General features: G+C 73.5%; 12 protein-coding genes. 5 read left to right on the top strand and 7 right to left on the bottom strand.

The genetic code is table 11. The features are described from left to right. Positions 1-39: 39 nt before the first annotated feature. From GJV82_RS08140 to GJV82_RS08115, 6 genes are all read right to left on the bottom strand, one after another. Positions 40-1,077 (bottom strand): ABC transporter permease, encoded by a 1,038-nt coding sequence (locus GJV82_RS08140; protein ID WP_024841110.1) that lies wholly within the window; start codon positions 1,075-1,077, stop codon positions 40-42. After that, on the bottom strand, positions 1,074-2,603 hold the full coding sequence (locus GJV82_RS08135) for an ABC transporter permease (RefSeq protein ID WP_155098882.1): 1,530 nt from the start codon (positions 2,601-2,603) through the stop codon (positions 1,074-1,076). Before GJV82_RS08135 ends, GJV82_RS08140 begins: the two co-directional genes overlap by 4 nt. 249 nt (positions 2,604-2,852) lie before the next feature. Then, positions 2,853-4,709 carry an ABC transporter family substrate-binding protein gene (locus GJV82_RS08130; protein WP_024841108.1) on the bottom strand — a complete coding sequence of 619 codons (1,857 nt, stop codon included), beginning with the start codon at positions 4,707-4,709 and terminating at the stop codon, positions 2,853-2,855. Between the two features lie 323 nt (positions 4,710-5,032). Continuing rightward, positions 5,033-6,118: a redox-regulated ATPase YchF gene (gene ychF / locus GJV82_RS08125; protein WP_318657421.1), complete on the bottom strand. Its 1,086-nt coding sequence runs from the start codon at positions 6,116-6,118 to the stop codon at positions 5,033-5,035. A 51-nt stretch (positions 6,119-6,169) separates the two neighbouring features. Beyond that, positions 6,170-7,756, bottom strand: coding sequence for a hypothetical protein (locus tag GJV82_RS08120; RefSeq protein ID WP_318657420.1), 1,587 nt, complete (start codon positions 7,754-7,756; stop codon positions 6,170-6,172). Beyond that, positions 7,738-8,610, bottom strand: coding sequence for an ABC transporter ATP-binding protein (locus tag GJV82_RS08115; protein WP_155098881.1), 873 nt, complete (start codon positions 8,608-8,610; stop codon positions 7,738-7,740). Before GJV82_RS08115 ends, GJV82_RS08120 begins: the two co-directional genes overlap by 19 nt. A 131-nt stretch (positions 8,611-8,741) precedes the next feature. Between GJV82_RS08115 and rmuC the strand changes: the two genes are divergently transcribed. Beyond that, positions 8,742-10,238: a DNA recombination protein RmuC gene (gene rmuC, locus GJV82_RS08110; RefSeq protein ID WP_155098880.1), complete on the top strand. Its 1,497-nt coding sequence runs from the start codon at positions 8,742-8,744 to the stop codon at positions 10,236-10,238. Between the two features lie 43 nt (positions 10,239-10,281). On the opposite strand, the gene GJV82_RS08105 is transcribed toward rmuC, so the two are convergent. Beyond that, on the bottom strand, positions 10,282-11,334 hold the full coding sequence (locus GJV82_RS08105) for a 4-hydroxy-3-methylbut-2-enyl diphosphate reductase (protein ID WP_115942241.1): 1,053 nt from the start codon (positions 11,332-11,334) through the stop codon (positions 10,282-10,284). A 213-nt stretch (positions 11,335-11,547) separates the two neighbouring features. Here GJV82_RS08105 and GJV82_RS08100 point away from each other — a divergent pair, with 213 nt between their 5' ends. The 4 genes from GJV82_RS08100 (at position 11,548) to GJV82_RS08085 (ending at position 15,661) form a co-directional block, all read left to right on the top strand. After that, on the top strand, positions 11,548-12,963 hold the full coding sequence (locus tag GJV82_RS08100) for a polysaccharide deacetylase family protein (protein ID WP_155098879.1): 1,416 nt from the start codon (positions 11,548-11,550) through the stop codon (positions 12,961-12,963). A 79-nt stretch (positions 12,964-13,042) separates the two neighbouring features. Then, positions 13,043-14,368, top strand: a complete 1,326-nt coding sequence (gene xseA, locus GJV82_RS08095; RefSeq protein ID WP_318657419.1) for an exodeoxyribonuclease VII large subunit — start codon at positions 13,043-13,045, stop codon at positions 14,366-14,368. Positions 14,369-14,429: 61 nt separating this feature from the next. Then, the gene (locus tag GJV82_RS08090; protein ID WP_115942238.1) at positions 14,430-14,711 is read left to right on the top strand and encodes an exodeoxyribonuclease VII small subunit; all 282 of its coding nucleotides are present in this window, start codon (positions 14,430-14,432) and stop codon (positions 14,709-14,711) included. Beyond that, entirely contained in the window at positions 14,708-15,661 is a 954-nt protein-coding gene (locus GJV82_RS08085) for a carbohydrate kinase family protein (RefSeq protein ID WP_155098878.1), read from the top strand. Before GJV82_RS08090 ends, GJV82_RS08085 begins: the two co-directional genes overlap by 4 nt. Positions 15,662-15,670 lie beyond the last annotated feature (9 nt).

Genomic DNA, 15,670 nt, shown 5'->3' with positions numbered 1-15,670 from the left:
GTGCACGACCTCCCGGGCGGACGGCGACGACGGCGGTCATCAGCTCGCCCCGGCCTCACCGGTCGCGCTCGGCGCGGCGGTCGCCGTGGGGCGTGCGACGCGCTGGGCGCGGGCCATCTTGCGCTCCGAGGGGATGCGCTTCTGGCGCGGGTCGAACGCGTCGCGCAGGCCGTCGCCGATGAAGTTGACGCACAGCGCGATCGCGACGATGAACAGACCGGGCCACCAGAACAGCCACGGACGCGTCGCGAACGCCTCCTGGTAGTCGCTGATGAGCTTGCCGAGCGACGTGGCCGGGGCCTGGATGCCCACGCCCAGGTAGCTCAGGGCGGTCTCGAGGAGGATCGCCGAGCTCATGAGCAGCGTGACGTTGACGATGATCACGCCGACCGCGTTGGGCAGCATGTGCTTGAAGATGATCCGGCTGTCGCTCGCGCCGGCGACGCGTGCCGCGTCGACGAACTCGCGCTCGCGCAGGGACAGGAACTCACCGCGCACGAGACGCGCGAGCGGGGGCCACAGCACGAGGCCGAGGAACGCCCCGAGGATGAGCGCGTTGCTGCCGCCCGACAGGAGCGCGAGGACCGCGCCGATGACGATGACCGGCATCGTGATGATGAGGTCCGTGAAGCGCATGAGCCACGAGTCCACGGCGCCGCGGTAGTACCCGGAGAGCGCCCCGAAGAGGACGCCCGCGACGGTCGCGATGACGCCGACCGCGAGGACGACGAGGAGCGACGTCTGCGTGCCCTGCATGACGCGCGCGAACACGTCACGGCCCGCCTCGTCCTGGCCGAAGATGTGCTGGCTCGAGGGCGCTCCCCCGTCGACGAGCGGGTACGTGGAGCCCTGGCCCGACGCCTTGTAGGCGTACCAGCCGTCCCAGCCGCCGATCCCGATGGACGTGATCGCCAGCGCGACGATCCCGACGAGGAAGATCAGCGCGACGACCGCGCCCTTGTGGTGGAAGAAGCGCCGGCGGACGATCTGCCCCTGCGACAGCCCCTCGACCTCGAGCAGCTCGATCTGGTTCTCGGTCGCGCCGCTCTGCGACGCGTCGTTCGGTGTGTTGCTCATGCGTTCACCCGGATCCGCGGGTCGAGGGCTGCGTAGATGAGGTCAGCCACGATGTTGGCGATGATGGCGAGGGCCGCGACGATGACGAGATAGGCCATGACGGGGTCGATCTCGCCTCGTTGCAGCGAGTTGAGGAAGAGCAGGCCCATGCCCGGTCGGGCGAAGACCTTCTCCGTGATGATGGCGCCGCCGAGGAGCGTGATGACGTCGATGGGGACGATCGTCGCCAGCGGGATGAGCGTGTTGCGGAAGCCGTGCCGCATGATGACCGTCCGCTCCGGCAGGCCCTTGGCCCGCGCCGTGCGGATGTAGTCCTGGCTCATGACCTCGAGCATGCTCGCGCGCGAGTAGCGCGTGTACCCGGCGAACTGGATGAGCACGAGCGCGATGGTCGGCAGCAGCAGGTGGGTGTACTGGTCGAGGACCTGCACCCAGAAGTTGCCGCCGAGGTTCGGCGTGCTGTTGCCGATCGTCGGGATGGGCCGGCCGTTGATGGCCGTCGCGCCGAAGTACGCGGGCCAGACCTTCATCACCTTGTCGATGAAGATCATCGACCCGACGAGGAACGCCGTGATGGCGGCCGCGCGGGCCGACACGCCCTTGTCGGGGCCACCCCACGCGTAGCCGACGCCGATGCCGACCGCGACGGTGACGACGGCGAGGACGAGCACGAGCCACCAGTTGTCGACCTGGCGGAGCACCGACTGGATCGGGTAGTAGACGATCACGCCGAGCACGACCGTGCTGAGCGAGGCGTAGAGCGCGCGGCGGTTCTTCAGGCCGGACACGAGCGCGGTGATCGCGAACGCGAGCGCGGTCCCCGTGACGATGATGATGACCGGGCCGAGGTTCGGCCGCTCCCACCAGCCCGAGAGCTGCAGGTAGAGCAGGGCGAGCGCGCTCGCCGCGAAGCCCATGGCGAACACCGTGAGACGGCGTCGCGCGGTGCCCCCGAAGGCGAGCGACCAGAACAGGCCGACCACCACGCCGATGATCGCGATGGCGAGGAGCGAGAGGTTCGGGTCGCGCAGGAAGTCGTTGAAGCCGATCGCGCCCCACTGCTTGAGCAGGACGGCGACCCAGAAGGCCGGGAGCGAGTACAGCACGAACGAGACGAAGATCGTCAGGTAGTCGAAGCTGCTGTACTGGCGCAGCGCGCTGACGATACCCACCATGACACCGAAGATCACGGCGAGGACGGTCGCGGCGGCCACGAGCTGGATGGTCGAGATGACGGCGCCCTGCAGGAGGGTCGAGACCGACTGGCCACTTTGCCAGGCCGTCCCGAGGTCACCGGTGACGAAGCTGCCGAGCCACTTGAAGTAGCGGATCACCGACGGGGTGTCCAGGTCGAGCTCGGCGGTGCGCTGGGCGATGAGCTGCGCCTTGTTGGGCTTCGTGCTCGACTCGAGATCCATGAAGATGTACGGCCGGATCGCGGCGTCGACGAGCAGGTACATCGCGAACGTGGACACGAGGAGGGTCGCCAACCCTGCCAGCACACGTCGCGAGATGAAGGAGAACATCGGAGGATTTACCTCGCTGGTCGGTAGGGACCCCGGGTCTGGGGCCGGTCGATTCTACGCGTGGGTCTCGCGTGATCGTGAACCGAGGGGCACGGGACGCCGTGGTGAGGGACGTCGGAGATCGGGAGCACGCGAGGACCGGGGGCCCCGACGGACGGGCCGTCGAGACCCCCGGTCTCTTGCGTCCGGACGGGTCCGTCGCCGCCCTCTCGGGCGGCGACGGGCCGCGTCAGGCGGTGTTCAGGACTCTCAGCCCTCGAACGTCCAGTTCCAGAACCCGTGGAAGATCGTCGGGCTGATCGTGATCGACTCGACGCCCTTCAGGTTCTCGTCCCAGCCCTGGATGGCCGGGAACTGGAAGATCGTCACGCCGAAGCCGTCGGCCCAGAGGTTCTTCTCGACCTCGAGCTGGAGCTGGAACTGCTCCTCCGGGTCCGTCGCGACCTGGAGCTCGTCGAGCGCGGCGTCCACGGCCGGGTTGTTGTACTGGCCGTAGTTGTTGACACCCGGGTTCGGCGTCCAACGGAAGTTGGCGTCCGACTCGGTGACCGCGGTCGAGGTCGACTGCCAGCCGAACAGCGACGCGTCGTACTGGTCCTGGCCGGTCGCGAGCAGGGTGCCCCACTCGGCGGCCGGGCGGCCCGTGTCGACGATGTTGAAGCCGGCCTGCGACGCGGTGTCGGTGATGAGCGCGAGCTCGTTCACGCGGCGCGTGTTCTCGTTGTTGTACGCGAAGCGCACGTCGATCGGCGTCGCGACGCCAGCGTCGGCGAGCAGCTGCTTCGCCTTCTCGATGTCACCACCGTCGGGGTACTCGACCGAGCCGTTCTCCTCGACCATCTGGTCGTAGTTCGGCGAACCCGGGATGAGGATCTGCGAGTTGCGGACCTCGGCGTCGGGGTTGAGCGGCTTGATGAGGTTGTCGACGATCGTCTGGCGCGGGATCGTCAGCAGGAACGCCTGGCGGACGGCCTTGGCCTTCTCCACGTCGCCGCCGTAGGTCGCCGGGTCGAACGGACCCTTGTTCTGGAAGACCAGGTCGACGTGCTCGAACGTGCCCTCGATGCCCGAGTGGGTCTCGACGCCGTCGAGCGCCTCGAGCGCGGTGCGGACGTCGGCCGACGCCTGCGGGCCGATGAGGTCGACCTCACCGTTCTCGAGCGCCTGGACCTGGGCCATCGGGTCGTCGATGTAGCGGACCGTGATGGTGTCGACCGAGCCCTTGCGCTCGCCCGTGAAGTCCGGGTTCGCCTTGAGGGTGAGGTACTGGTTCTCCTTGTAGTCCTCGAGCACGTACGCGCCGTTGGACACGTACAGCGACGGGTCCTCGGGGAGCGACGTGAACTGGAAGCCCTCGTTCCAGAACTTCGAGATCTTCGACAGCGCAGCCGTGTCGTTGTTGAGGATCGCGTCGCGGACGGCGGCCTTGGCCTCCTCCGGGTCCTCGATCTCGAGCGCGTGCTGGCCGACGACGTGAGCCGGGACGAACTCGTTCGTCCAGTTGAGCTCCCAGTCACCGAACGGCTTGTCGTAGACGACCGTGATCGACTTGTTGTCCTCGGAGATCTCGGGGTTCTGCGAGATCAGCGCGATGCCCGGGTCCGAACCGTCGAAGTAGACACCGGCGTCCACCTCGTCCTGGTTGATGACCTCGCCCGTCTCCGGGTCCGTCTCGGCCTCGACGGTGTTGAACTTGCCGGACTGGCCGGCCCAGTCGAGCAGGAGCTCGGTCGCGTCGACCGGCACGCCGTCCGACCACTTCGTGTCGTCGCCGAACGTGTACTTGATGGTCAGCGGGTCGTCCGAGACCTTCTCGTACGTGCCGAACGACTCGTCCTGGACGAGGTTCAGGTCGGCGTCGTAGTAGCTGAAGCCCGAGTTCAGCATGTAGTTGATGACCGCGTTCTGGGTCGCGTTGCCGTTCGCCGAGCTCAGGTTCAGCTCGTTGAGCGGAGCCTCCCACGCGACGGTGACCGCGCTCTCGGTGTTGATGCCCGCGTCGTCGCCGTCGGTCTCGCCCTCACCCGACGTGCCGCTGCACGCGGAGAACAGCAGTGCCCCCGTGACCGTCACGGCGAGCGCGGCACTCGTGCGCCTGATCTTCAATGTTCCTCCTCCAAGGGATGGCGGGCGCGGACGGCGAGGCGTCGTTCGCCCCCCGGCCGCCCCGTCGCCGCGCGGCCGGATCGTGTCGGCGCGCGTGGACGGGCATGCCCACCACGGTTTGAGCCCACGCTACAGACCTAGTTGCGAGGGATCTCCCCCTTGCCCGGTTGCGGAGGTCGATCGTTACCGAGTTGATACTGGCCGGTACGGACACGTTTCCGCGCCGCGACGCCCGGGAAACACGGGCGAAACCTCCGCCCGGGGAACGCCGTCGCGCCCGCCGCGTCTCACGATGCGGCGGGCGCAGGGCTGTGACCTGGATCTCAGACGTTGAAGCGAAACTCCACCACGTCGCCGTCGGCCATGACGTAGTCCTTGCCCTCGACCCGCGCCTTGCCCGCGGCGCGCGCGGCGGCGACCGAGCCGGTCTCGACGAGGTCCTCGAACGAGACGACCTCGGCCTTGATGAAGCCGCGCTCGAAGTCGGTGTGGATGACCCCGGCCGCCTGCGGCGCGGTCCAGCCCTTGCGGATGGTCCATGCGCGGGCCTCCTTGGGCCCCGCGGTGAGGTACGTCTGGAGGCCGAGCGTGTCGAAGCCAACGCGCGCGAGCTGGTCGAGGCCCGCCTCCTCCTGCCCCGACTCGGCGAGCATCTCCTTCGCCTCGTCGGGCTCGAGCTCGACGAGCTCGGACTCGAACTTCGCGTCGAGGAAGATCGCCTGGGCGGGTGCGACGAGCGCGCGCAGGCGAGCCTGCATGTCCTCGTCGGCCAGGCCGGCGTCGTCGGTGTTGAAGACGTAGATGAACGGCTTCGCCGTGAGCAGCTGCAGGCTCGCGACGTCCGCGAGGTCCAGCCCGGCCGCGGCCGCGCCCTGGAAGAGCGTCGTGCCGGCTTCGAGGATCGCCTGCGCCTTCTGGGCCGCGTCCAGGAGGGCCGCGTCGCCCTTCTTGATCTTGACCTCCTTCTCGAGGCGGGGGACCGTCTTCTCGAGCGTCTGGAGGTCGGCGAGGATCAGCTCGGTGCTGATGGTCTCGATGTCGCCCTCGGCGTCCGTCGAGCCCTCGACGCGGACGACGTCCGGGTCGGAGAACGCGCGCGTCACCTGGCAGATCGCGTCGGCCTCGCGGATGTTCGCGAGGAACTTGTTGCCGAGCCCCTCCCCCTCGCTCGCGCCCTTGACGATGCCCGCGATGTCGACGAAGGACACGGTCGCGGGCAGGATGCGCTGGCTGCCGAAGATCTCGGCGAGCTTGTCGAGCCGCGGGTCCGGGAGGGACACCACGCCGACGTTCGGGTCGATCGTCGCGAACGGGTAGTTCGCGGCGAGCACCTGGTTGCGCGTCAGGGCGTTGAAGAGGGTGGACTTGCCGACGTTGGGCAGGCCGACGATGCCAATAGTGAGAGCCACGTCGCCCGAGTCTACGGGGCCGGGGCCGCGGCGCGGCCCCGGCCCCGCGGCTCAGGCGTAGGACAGCACGCGCTGGAGCAGCTCGGGCGCCCCGCGGTCGTACCGGCGGGCGCCCCACCGGACGCCGAGGACGAGGACGACGGCCCCGACCACCGCGCCCACGAGGAGCGTGACCCACCCGACCACCGGCAGGTCGGCGAGGACCGCGACGAGACCCGGCACGAGGAACGGCAGGGACAGCGCGAGCACGAGGACCATCGCGACCGTCTGCGCGACGAGCGTCGCCATCGCGGCGCCCTGCGGCTGCTTGAACGGGCTGTCCCCCGGCTTGGGCACCGGGTAGAGCAGGCGCGCCGACGTCGCGCTCGACACGCCCGTCGAGGTGAGCAGCACGCCGACCGAGACGCCGAGGATCGCCGGGAGCAGGTCCCAGCGGCCCGCGACCGCGACGGACACCACGGCGAACAGGACCGTCACCGCGCCGCCCGCGACGAGCACGGGGAGCGCGCGTCCCCAGCGGTCCGCGCGCCCGGGCACGCCCGACGACACGTGCAGGGCGAAGGCCGTGTGGTCGTACGCGACGTCGGCCGAGATGGAGAACCCGAGGATCCACGCCGTGAACGGCGCGAGGGCGAGGAAGATCTCGGAGCCCGCTCCCCCGCCGACGACGAGGAGGACGACGGGGATGAGCGGCACGACCGCGATGGACCCGGAGTAGCGCGGGTCGCGCAGCCAGTAGGTCGCGGTGCGCGCGGCGACCGCGCCGGTCGGCGTGGCCGGGAAGCGCGAGAAGAAGCCGAGGCCCTTGGCCCGCCCGGCGCCCCCGGACGTGGGCGGGGTGACGAGCGCGCGGGCGAGCGCCCGGTCCCACACGACCCACGCCACCGCGAGGGTCGCGAGCGCGACGACGAGCCGTGCGAGCGCGAGGCCCCACGCGCCGTCGTGCACGGCGGCGCCCAGGCCCCACGGCGCCCCGAAGGGCGTCCACGCGACGACGCCGGCGAGGCGCGTCAGCATGCCGCCCACGGCCTCGCCGTCGACGGGGCCCTCGCCGAGCTGCGCGCCGAGCCACGCGAACGCGGGGCCGACGAGGACGAGCGGCACGAAGGCCGCGACGGTCACGACCTCGCGGTAGCGGCGGGACTCGAGCAGGGGCGCGAGCGCCGTCGTCGTGGCGCGCGAGCCGACGACGCACAGCGCGACCGCGACGACCGCCCCGACGAGCGCGGCCAGCAGCGCGAGGGGCGTGCGCCACCACGCGAACGACGCGCCGAGCGCTGAGAGCGCGGTCGCGACGCCCGGGACCGAGACCACGCCCGCGACGGCGAGCCCGGCGAGCAGGCGGCGCTGCGGGATGCCGAAGAGGACGAAGCGCTGGGGGTCGAGCGTCGCGTCGACGCCGAACGCGAAGAGCGGGATCACCCACCACCCGAGCACCGCGAGCGCCCCGCCGAGGACGACGACCGTCCCCGCGAGCTCCGGGTCGGTCGTGCCGAGCACGATCGCGCCGACGACGAGCATCCCCACGACGAACAGCCCGTAGAGCGCGCCGACGACGAACCCGATGGTCTGCCACACGCTCCGGCGGAACGCGTTGCCCATGAGGGTGAGCTTGAGCCTTACGAACTGCGCAACCACGCGAGGCCCTCCGTGCTCTGGCGGCCGCCGACGAGCTCGACGAACCGGTCCTCGAGGCTCTGGTCGCCGCGGACCTCGTCGACGGTCCCCGCGGCCAGGACGTGCCCGCCCGCGACGACGGCGACGTGGTCGCACATGCGCTGGACGAGGTCCATGACGTGCGACGACACGACGACGGTCCCCCCGCTCGCGACGTAGCCCGCGAGGATGTCGCGGATGTTCGCGGCGGAGACGGGGTCGACGGCCTCGAACGGCTCGTCGAGGACGAGCGTGCGCGGGGCGTGGATGAGCGCGGTCGCGAGCGCGATCTTCTTCGTCATGCCCGCGGAGTAGTCGACGACGAACGTCGTCGCGTCCTTCGCGAGGTCGAGCGCGGCGAGGAGCTCGGCCGTGCGCTCGGCCACGGTGTCGCGGTCCATGCCGCGCAGGAGGCCCGCGTACGTGACGAGCTGGGCGCCCGTGAGCCGGTCGAACAGCCGGACGCCGTCGGGCAGCACGCCGAGCTGGCGCTTGCCCGCGGCGGGGTCGGCCCACAGGTCGGTGCCGTGCACGTGCGCGGTGCCGGCGTCGGGACGCAGGAGCCCGGTGGCCATGGACAGCGTCGTCGTCTTGCCGGCGCCGTTGGGTCCGACGAGCCCGTAGAACGAGCCCGCCGGGACGTCCAGGTCGATCCCGGCGACCGCGATCTTCTGGCCGAACCGCTTCCACAGGCCGCGCAGCGAGAGCGCGGCGGCGGGGTTCGGCGGCGCGGGCGGACCGGGCTGCGGACCGGGGGCCGTGGCGGACCGGAGGGTCGGGTCCGGAGCGGGCGCACCGGACGGCACGGGGGCTGGGACGGGGACGGGATCGACCATGGCGTCACCGTAACCGAGCCGTGCGCCCGCGCGTGGTGCGTTTTGTCACGAGGTGTTCCGGCGGGCCGACCGCGCCCCGCGCCGCCGTGTCGCGCGGCGGGGGTGTCGGTTCCCCGTGGCAGGGTGCGGCCATGGACATCTCGGGGTGGTTGCTCTTCGCCGTCGGTCTCGTGCTGGGGCTTGTGGGCGGCAGCGCGCTCGTGCTCGGCGTGCGGCGCGCGTCGCCCGACGCCGCCGCGGCGGAGGTCCGCCGGCTCACCCAGCTCCTGGGCCAGGCGCAGCAGGAGGCGGCGCGGGCCGCGGGCCTCGCCGAGCGGCTCGAGGCCGAGCGCGAGGGCTTCGCGCGCCAGCTCGGCGCGGCGCAGCGCAGCGCGGACGAGCGGCTCGACCTCGCGCGCGCGACCCACGAGCAGCAGCTCGCCGAGCTCCGCGCCGCCGCGGACCGCCGCGTCGAGGAGATCCAGGGCGACCACCGTCGCCTCGAGGCCCAGTTCGAGGCGCTGTCGCGCAAGGTGCTGGCCGCGGGGACGGAGCAGTTCCTCGTGCAGGCGGAGGAGCGCCTGCGCCGCAGCCAGGAGCAGGGCGCGGCCGAGCTCGCGCGCCGCGAGGAGGCCGTGCGCCACCTCGTCGAGCCGCTCGCGGGGGCGCTCGAGAAGGTGCGCGCCGAGGTCGCCGAGGCCGAGCGCGCGCGGCTCGCCGCGCACGGCAGCCTCGCGGAGCAGGTGCGCGGGGTGCGCGACGCCTCGGAGCTGCTGCGCGCCGAGACGTCGCAGCTCGTCACGGCCCTGCGCTCGTCGCAGGTGCGGGGCGCGTGGGGCGAGCTCCAGCTGCGGCGCGTGGTCGAGGCCGCGGGCATGCTCCCCCACGTCGACTTCGTGGAGCAGGACCAGGTCTCGACCGACGACGGCGCGCTCCGCCCGGACATGGTGGTGCGGCTCGCGGGGGGCAAGCAGGTCGTCGTCGACGCCAAGGTCGCCTTCCTCGGCTACCTCGACGCGCAGGGCGCGACCGACCCGGCCGTGCGCGCGGACCGGCTCGCGGCGCACGCCCGGCACATGCGCAAGCACGTCGACGACCTCGGCGCGAAGCGCTACTGGGACCAGTTCGCCCCCGCGCCGGAGTTCGTCGTGATGTTCGTGCCCGCCGAGGCGTTCCTCTCGGCCGCCGTCGAGCAGGACCCGTCGCTGCTGGAGCACGCCGTGTCGAAGAACGTCGTGATCGCGACGCCCATGACGATGGTCGCGATGCTGCGCACGATCGCCTACGCGTGGCGCCAGGACGCGCTGGCCACGAACGCCCAGCAGGTGCTCACGCTCGGCAAGGAGCTCCACGGGCGTCTGGCCGTCATGGGGTCGCACCTCGCGAAGCTCGGGCGGCAGCTCCAGAACGCCTCGGACGCCTACAACCGTACGGTGGGCTCGCTCGAGACGCGCGTCCTCGTCAGCGCGCGCCGGTTCGCCGACCTGCACGTCGTGGACGACGAGCTCGCGAGCCCGGCCACGGTGAACCCGCGGCTCAGCGCGATCAGCGCGCCCGAGCTCCTGGCGTCGGTCAACGAGTCGGTCGTGGCGATCGACGAGCGGGCCGAGCCCCGCGAGGGCGGCGCGGCGGGCGGGGCGAGCGCCTGAGCGGCGGGCGCCTCCCTGTCGCTCCGGGCCGGGGCCGAACCCGTCAGACGGGCTGGACCGACAGGGCGGTGCGGCCCCCGCGGGCGGGACGGCCGCCCTCGGAGCCGGAGGCCTTGAGGTCGGCGCGCAGCTCGCGCGGCAGCGAGAACATGAGGTCCTCCGTCGCGGTGCGCACCTCCTCGACCTCGCCGAACCCGCGCTCCGCGAGGTAGGCAACGACGTCCTCGACGAGGATCTCGGGCACCGACGCGCCGGACGTCACGCCGACGGTCGTCGCGCCGTCGAGCCACGCGGGGTCGATCTCCTTCGCGCGGTCGACGCGGTACGACGCCCCGGCCCCGGCCTGGAGCGCGACCTCGACGAGGCGCACCGAGTTCGACGAGTTCGCGGACCCCACGACGATGACGACGTCGGCCTGGGGCGCGAGCTTCTTCACCGCGACCTGGCGGTTCTGCGTCGCGTAGCAGATGTCGTCGCTCGGCGGGTCCTGGAGGGTCGGGAACCGCTCGCGCAGGCGCCGCACGGTCTCCATGGTCTCGTCCACCGACAGCGTGGTCTGCGAGATCCACACGACCTTGTCCGGGTCGCGCACGACGACGTCGTCGACGTGGTCCGGGGAGTCGACGACCTGGACGTGGTCCGGGGCCTCGCCGGCGGTGCCCTCGACCTCCTCGTGCCCGGTGTGGCCGATGAGGAGGATGTCGTAGTCGTCCTTGGCGAAGCGGACGGCCTCCTTGTGCACCTTCGTCACGAGCGGGCACGTGGCGTCGATCGTGTCGAGGTTGCGCGCCGCCGCGGCGGCCTTGACCGCCGGCGAGACGCCGTGGGCGGAGAACACGACGCGCGCGCCCTCGGGGACCTCGTCCGTCTCGTCGACGAAGACCGCGCCGCGCTCGCTGAGCGTCTCGACGACGAACTTGTTGTGCACGATCTCCTTGCGCACGTACACCGGGGCGCCGTAGTGCTCGAGCGCCTTCTCGACGGCGACGACGGCGCGGTCCACGCCCGCGCAGTAGCCGCGCGGCGCCGCGAGCAGGACGCGCTTGCGGGGCGCCTCGCCGGCCGGGGTCGCGGCGGGGCGGTCGGACGGGCGCACGGACGGGCCGGCAGGGTGAGCGGTCACGCCCCCGAGTCTAGGCGAGCACCCGCCCGCCGACCCCGGTGAGGCCGGTCACGCACGGCCTGGTCGCGGCGTCGTCACGCCCCGCGCGCGAGGGGTCCACACTCCCTCCGCACGTCGCGCGACTTCACCCGGGACCCCGCGCGCGCCGGGTCGCCGAGCCTCGCCGCGCCACGCAAGATCGACAGCATGACCGACTCCCCCGGCCCTGCCCCGTCGCCGCCGGAGTCGCCCCGCCGGCGTCCTCGCGCGTGGTGGTGGGCGGTCCCGGCGGCGCTCGTCCTGCTCGCCGGCGGCGTGCTCGCCGTCGGGGCGTGGGAGCACGAGCGGTGGCTCGACGCCGTCGCCGCCTACGAGGAGGAGGTCGCGGACGCGACGCGCGACGCCGACCTCGCGCGGGCCCGGGCGGTCGCCGGCTACGGGCCGCGGCTCGGCGCGCTGGTCGCCGCCGAGACGGTCGGCGCGGCGGTGCTGTCCGGGAGCGAGGGCCAGGTGGACGACCCGTCGCTGCGCGACCCGCTCGCCGCGGCGCTGGGGGACGCCGCCGACCTGCGCACGACGCGCGTCGAGTACCCCCTCGCGGAGCGGACGGTGGCGGCGCTCACGCGGCCGAACCCCTTCTTCCCGGCCTCGCGACCGGCGCGCGACGTCGCGGTGGTCACGGGGTCGGTCCCGTCCGCCGACGCGCTCGACGCGGCGGCGGCCGCGGTCGCGACGACGACCACCGACCTCGCCCGCGCGCAGCAGGAGTGGGCGTTCGACGCGCTGGAGACGGCGGTCGCGGAGGGCCGGCCGGTCCTCACCGAGTCGGCGGGCCTGGTCTCGGACGAGGGCACGCGCACGGCGCTGTCCGCGGCGCTGGACGAGGCGGCGGCCGCGCTCGACGCCGGCGTGGGCGGCGTCCCCGTGGCGCGCAGCGTCGCGGCGCACGACGCGGTGCTCGCCACGACCGAGACGGTGTGGGCCGACCGGCTGGCGCTGCTCCTCGAGCAGCGCCGCGACGCGGCCCGGGCCACGGGCGTCGACTGCGCCGTCGAGCGGTGCGTCGCCCTGACGTTCGACGACGGGCCCGGCACGCAGACGCCGCGCCTCCTGGAGATCCTCGCGGAGAAGCACGTCACGGCGACGTTCTTCCTCGTGGGCGAGAACGTCGAGAAGCGGCCCGAGGTCGTGCGCGACACCGCCGCGGCCGGGCACCTGCTCGCCAACCACACGTGGGACCACCCGCAGCTCACGACGCTCGACGACGACGCCGTGCGCGACGAGCTCGAGCGCACGCAGGACGCGATCGCGCGCGCGTCGGGCACGACCCCGACGATCCTGCGCCCGCCGTACGGCGACGTGGACGACCGCGTGCGGTCCGTCGCGACGCGGACCGGCCTGCAGGTCGTGCTCTGGAACCTCGACACGCTCGACTGGAAGACCCGCGACGCCGCCGAGACGAGGCGGCGCACGGTCGAGGGGGCGCGCGCCGGGAGCGTCGTGCTCATGCACGACATCCACGCCGCGACCGTCGACGCGGTGCCCGGGATCATCGACGACCTGCGGGCCGAGGGCTACCGGCTCGTCACCGTCGACCTCCTCGCCCCGGAGCCGACCCCCTGAGCGCGGGCGGGACCGGCAGCCCGCCCCGGCGGCCGGCGTGCGGCGGGTGGACGTGGGTGGGGTGGGGCAGGCTGGACCCGTGACCGCGACGTTCCCGCTGCCCGACGACCCGGGCGGTCCCGTGCGGCCCGCCGAGCGCGGGCCGCTCCCGGCGCGCGCTCTCGAGACGAGCGCGGAGCACCCGTGGCCCGTGCGGCTCCTCGCGCGCAAGATCGAGCAGTACGTCGAGCGCATGGCCCCGGTGTGGGTCGAGGGGCAGGTCGTCCAGCTCAACCGCCGCCCCGGCACGTCGACCGCGTTCCTCACGCTGCGCGACACGGACCTCGACATGTCGCTCCCGGTGTCCGCGGCGACGCGCGTGCTGCGCGGCGCGACGCTCGAGGAGGGGGCGCACGTCGTCGTGCACGCCAAGCCCGTGTACTGGACGCGGCGCGGCCAGCTCCAGCTCCAGGCGCGCGAGATCCGCCCGGTCGGGGTGGGCGAGCTGCTCGCGCGCATCGAGCACCTCAAGCGCGTGCTCGCCGCCGAGGGTCTGTTCGACGCCGAGCGCAAGCGCCCGCTGCCGTTCCTGCCGAAGGTCGTGGGCCTCGTGTGCGGCCGGGAGTCCAAGGCCGAGCACGACGTCGTCGTCAACGCGCGGGCCCGCTGGCCCCGGGTCCGGTTCGAGATCCGCGAGGTCGCCGTCCAGGGGGCGCACGCGGTCCAGCAGGTGAGCGACGCGATCCGCGCGCTCGACGCGGACCCGGACGTCGAGGTGATCGTCGTCGCGCGCGGCGGCGGCGCCGTGGAGGACCTCCTCCCGTTCTCCAACGAGGCGCTGGTGCGGGTGGCCGCCGCGTGCCGCACGCCGCTCGTCAGCGCGATCGGGCACGAGACGGACAGCCCGCTGCTCGACCTCGTGGCCGACGTCCGCGCCTCGACGCCGACGGCCGCCGCGAAGCGCGTCGTGCCGGACGTCGCCGAGGAGCGCGCGCGGGTGGCCCAGAGCCGGCAGCGCCTGCGCGCGGCGATCGCGGGGACCGTCGCGCGCGAGCAGGCGGGCCTCGACGCCGTGCGGTCGCGGCCCGTGCTCGCCGCGCCGCACGGCATGCTCGCCGACCGCGCGGAGCGGGTCGGCGCGCTGCGCGACCGGGCGCGCCGCGCGCTCGACGCGCGCCTCGTGCGCGCCGCGGGCGACGTGGGTCGCCTCGAGGCGCAGGTGCGCGCGCTGTCCCCCGCGTCGACGCTCGAGCGGGGCTACGCCGTCGTGCAGCGCGCGGACGGGCACGTGGTGCGCTCCCCCGCCGACGTCGCGGCCGACGACGCGGTCCGCGTGCGCCTCGCGCACGGCTCTCTCGACGCGACGGTGACCGCGCTGCACGACGCCGACGCTCCCGCTCCCGGCCCGGTCGGGGAGACCTCGTGAGCCGCGCGCGGCGCCGCGGGACGTCCACCGGCCGGACGACGGGTCCGACCACGACGCACAGATGGGGTTGAATACTGCCGTGACTTCCTTTGACAACGCTGTCACGCCCGACGTGTCGACGCTGTCCTACGAGCAGGCGCGCGACGAGCTCGTGCAGGTCGTCGCCCGGCTCGAGGCCGGCGGCGAGCCGCTCGAGGCGTCGCTCGCGCTCTGGGAGCGCGGCGAGGCGCTCGCCGCGCGCTGCCAGGAGTGGCTCGACGGCGCGCGCGCCCGCCTCGACGCCGCGCGCGCCCAGGACGTGAGCGCGGACACCCCCGACGAGACCACCGGAGACGACCGATGAGCACCACCCCCGCCCCGACCGGAACCGCGCGACCCGGGCACGTGCTCGTGGTCGGCGAGGCGCTGATCGACGTCGTGCACCGCGCCGACGGCAGCGTGGACGAGCACCCGGGCGGGAGCCTCGCGAACGTCGCGCTGACCCTGGGCCGGCTCGGTCGCGACGCGCGCCTCGCGACGTGGGTCGCCGACGACGCGCACGGCGCCGCGGTGCGGGCCTGGCTCGACGACTCCGCCGTGACGCTCGCGCCCGGCAGCACCGGCGCCGACCGCACGAGCGTCGCGACCGCGCACCTCGACGCCCACGGCGCGGCGACGTACGAGTTCGACCTCGAGTGGCGCGTCCCGCCGGGCACCGCCGCCGACGCCGGGACGCTCGCGGTGCACACGGGCTCGATCGCAGCGGTCCTGGAGCCCGGCGCGTCGGACGTGCGCGCCCTCGTCGCGACCGCCCGCGACACCGCGACCGTCACCTACGACCCCAACGCGCGCCCCGCGCTCATGGGCGACCCGGTCGACGCGAGGTCCCGGATCGAGGCGCTCGTCGCGCTCGCCGACGTCGTCAAGGTCAGCGACGAGGACGTGGCGTGGCTCGTGCCGGGCGCGGACCCGGTCGCGGTCGCGCGCGACTGGCTCGCGCTGGGCCCGGCGCTCGTCGTCGTGACGCTCGGCGGCGAGGGCGCGGTCGCGGTCGCCGCCGCCGGCGAGCAGCGCGTGACGGCGCCGCGCGTCGAGGTCGTGGACACCGTGGGCGCGGGCGACTCGTTCATGGGCGCGCTCCTCGACGGGCTGTGGGACGCGGGCCTGCTCGGGGCGGACCGCCGCGACGCGCTGCGCGCGATCGACGCGGCGACGCTCGCCGGGCTGCTCGAGCGCTGCGTCGCCGTCGCCGCGATCACCGTCTCGCGCGCCGGCGCCAACCCGCCGCGCCGCGCGGAGCTCGCCCCCGCCTGAGCCGGGCGC

Origin of the sequence: Cellulosimicrobium composti (assembly GCF_009711085.1) — a bacterium.
GTDB classification, from domain to species: Bacteria; Actinomycetota; Actinomycetes; order Actinomycetales; family Cellulomonadaceae; genus Cellulosimicrobium; species Cellulosimicrobium composti.
The sequence above is the reverse complement of the archived record's forward strand: the minus strand, read 5'-3'. Positions and strand labels throughout refer to the sequence as shown.

What these genes read in the sequence shown, in the direction of transcription:
- GJV82_RS08100 (WP_155098879.1), top strand. Translation starts at nt 11,548, where the DNA reads ATGACCGACTCCCCCGGCCCTGCCCCGTCGCCGCCGGAGTCGCCCCGC.
- GJV82_RS08115 (WP_155098881.1), bottom strand. Translation starts at nt 8,610, where the DNA reads ATGGTCGATCCCGTCCCCGTCCCAGCCCCCGTGCCGTCCGGTGCGCCC.
- GJV82_RS08090 (WP_115942238.1), top strand. Translation starts at nt 14,430, where the DNA reads ATGGGGTTGAATACTGCCGTGACTTCCTTTGACAACGCTGTCACGCCC.
- GJV82_RS08140 (WP_024841110.1), bottom strand. Translation starts at nt 1,077, where the DNA reads ATGAGCAACACACCGAACGACGCGTCGCAGAGCGGCGCGACCGAGAAC.
- GJV82_RS08085 (WP_155098878.1), top strand. Translation starts at nt 14,708, where the DNA reads ATGAGCACCACCCCCGCCCCGACCGGAACCGCGCGACCCGGGCACGTG.
- GJV82_RS08135 (WP_155098882.1), bottom strand. Translation starts at nt 2,603, where the DNA reads ATGTTCTCCTTCATCTCGCGACGTGTGCTGGCAGGGTTGGCGACCCTC.
- rmuC (WP_155098880.1), top strand. Translation starts at nt 8,742, where the DNA reads ATGGACATCTCGGGGTGGTTGCTCTTCGCCGTCGGTCTCGTGCTGGGG.